General features: G+C 70.4%; 1 protein-coding gene. It reads right to left on the bottom strand.

Annotated features, from left to right (window positions below; genetic code table 11):
- Nucleotides 1-2,071, bottom strand: a 2,071-nt coding sequence (locus Acit_RS13755) for a S8 family serine peptidase (RefSeq protein ID WP_248109394.1), incomplete at its 3' end; no start/stop codon positions are given.
- Nucleotides 2,072-2,502 lie beyond the last annotated feature (431 nt).

Here is a 2,502-nt window from a genome sequence, read left to right as displayed (position 1 = left end):
TCCCGGAGGAAGTCGAGGACCCACCAGACCCCGACCCCGTGGACGAGGAGGGCGGGGGCGAGCTGCTGGAACTGCCGGTCCCCGAGGAGGGCGGCGGCGAGTTGGGGGTGTCACCCGAGGACCCCGAGCTGGTGGACGAGGAGGGCGGCGGGGTGTTGGCGGAGGACCCGCTGGTCCCGGAGGAAGTCGAGGACCCACCAGACCCCGACCCCGTGGACGAGGAGGGCGGGGGCGAGCTGCTGGAACTGCCGGTCCCCGAGCCCGTCGTGCCCAGCAGCACCGCCCGGCCGCCCAAGCTGGGGCCGGTGGGGTCGCTGGCGGGCACCAGCGAGACCGCCAGCACGGTGGGCATCGACCAAGGCAGATCGATACCCAGCTGCACCTGGGCCCCGGTACTGGTGTTCAGGCCCTGGGGGGCCGGGACCAGCAGCACGCCCGAGGCGTTCGTGGTCTGGGACTGGCCGTCTACCTGCAGCGGGAAGTCCTGAACGGCCACCCCCTGTCCCTGGTCCAGGGCCGCCAGCGAGATCCGCAGGTCCACGCCAGAGGCCGGGGCCGCGGGGTCCCGCAGCTGGGCGACCACGGTGCCCGCCTGACCCGGGGCCAGGTCCTGGTAGCCCGAGAAGGTAGCCGAGAACCCACCCTGCTGCTGCGCCGCCTGCAGCGCCGCCTGGAGGTTCAGTACGCCGGGGTACTGGGCCAGCCCGTCCAGGGACGAGGAGGGGGTGACGGTCGAGAGCAGGTCCTGCTTGACCTGCTCCCAGGTGAGCGCCGGGTCCTGGGACCACAGGTCTGCGATGGCGCCCGCCACCTCCGGGGCCGCCACCGAGGTGCCCGACCACTCCATGTAGACCCCGGGCTGCCCGTCGCCGGGGATGTCCTGCCCGGGGGCGAACAGCTGCACCGCCTGCGCACCCCAGTTAGAGAAGGAGGCGGCCCCGTTGGTGGCGGTGCTCGCCCCCACCGACAGCACGTTGGGGTCGGTGACCGACAGGGCCGCGGGGTAGAACGCGTCCGGGTTGGTGTTGAGGGCCGGGTCGGGGGAGGTCGGGTCGATGTCCTGGTTGTCGTTCCCGGCGGCGAACACCAGGATCGCCCCGTCCTGCTGCGCCTGCTGGATAGCTGCCTGGATCTCCCCCAGCCCGGCCCAGTCTCCCTGGGCGCCCCAGGAGCAATTGATGACGCGGGCCCCCTGCTGCAGGGCGTAGTAGATGCCCTCCAGGGCGTCAGCCGCGTCGATCTGGTCCCCCACCCCGGCCTGGATCCCCAGGACCTGGGTGAGAGGCGCCACCCCGGCCACCCCGGCAGTGCCGATGCTGCCGACCATGATCGAGGCCACCCCGGTGCCGTGCGAGTACCCGCAGGTCCCCGGGGAGGAGCAGACCGGCGGGGAGATGTTGGCCGAGTTGTTGTAGAAGCTCCAGGACCTGGGGGAGATCTGCCGCGGGGCGAAGTTCGGCTCACCCGAGGTGTAGATCCCGTTGTCGATCTCCGCCACCAGCTGCCCCGCCCCAAGCGACTGCTCCCAAGCGGGCAGGGCGTGGATGTCGTCTCCCGCCGTCGCGGGCATGAATGGAGAGGAGCCGGTGTTGTCCAGGTTCCACTGGAGCCCGAACAGCGGGTTGGGAGGCGAGAAGCCCTGCAACGGCAGCAGGCTGTCCCCCTGCACCAGCTGCACCCCCGGCAAGCGCTGGACCCAATCCTGGGTGTGCCGGGTGACGATCTCCACCATCCCCGGCGTCACCCAGTGCAGCGAGTGGACCCCGGGCAGGTGGGCCAGCCGCTGCACCAGCGACTGGGGGGCAAAGCGGTCCATGTCCTGCACCAGCGCTTCGGGAACCTGGCCCGAGGCGTTCCCCACCACCGCCTGGTCCTGCCCCGCGGCGTTGACCACCACCCCCTGCACCAGCTCCCGCTGCTCGAGCACATCAAGGTTCTGCTGGTAGACGGAGTACGGGTCGCCGGGGGACCACAGGATCGGGCCCCCGGCCGGCACAGCCTGGTCCCCTGGAGCATCGAGCAGCACCAGATAGTGGTTATAACCGTCCCAGGTCACCTGGGTCGCAACCACGTCGCGGGAGAGAGGCGCTCGGCGCAGCTGGGCGGATGGGCTTGCGCCTAGGGTGCTCCAACCAGCAGCCCCTAGGACAAGGGCGGCCAAGCCAGCGATCGACGCCGTCAGGCCCCGCTGTCGGCTTGGCGTGCGGCTCATGGCATGCCCTCCCGTACGCAGCTCCCGCGTTGGTGAACGACACCAAACGCTGTGCTCTCGAACAATCGCGCGAAAACATTCGACGCCGGCAGATCTCGCATTGGCATGAGCACCACAACATCCGGCCACCAGCGCGCATTGATTCCTGTCTTTGCGGCGTCACTCTCGTCTCGCGCCAGTCAGACCGAGACGGATAGGGCCCCGCCACGTGGTGGGAATCCGAGTGTGGTCCTCGGTGTGGTCAGCTCGAGAGTTCGGGCTGACGGTCGACAGTTTCGCGCGGTCGGTTC

Origin of the sequence: Aciditerrimonas ferrireducens (assembly GCF_023130475.1) — a bacterium.
GTDB lineage: Bacteria > Actinomycetota > Acidimicrobiia > Acidimicrobiales > UBA8190 > Aciditerrimonas > Aciditerrimonas ferrireducens.
Note: the sequence above shows the minus strand (reverse complement) of the source record. Positions and strands in the feature narration are given on the sequence as shown.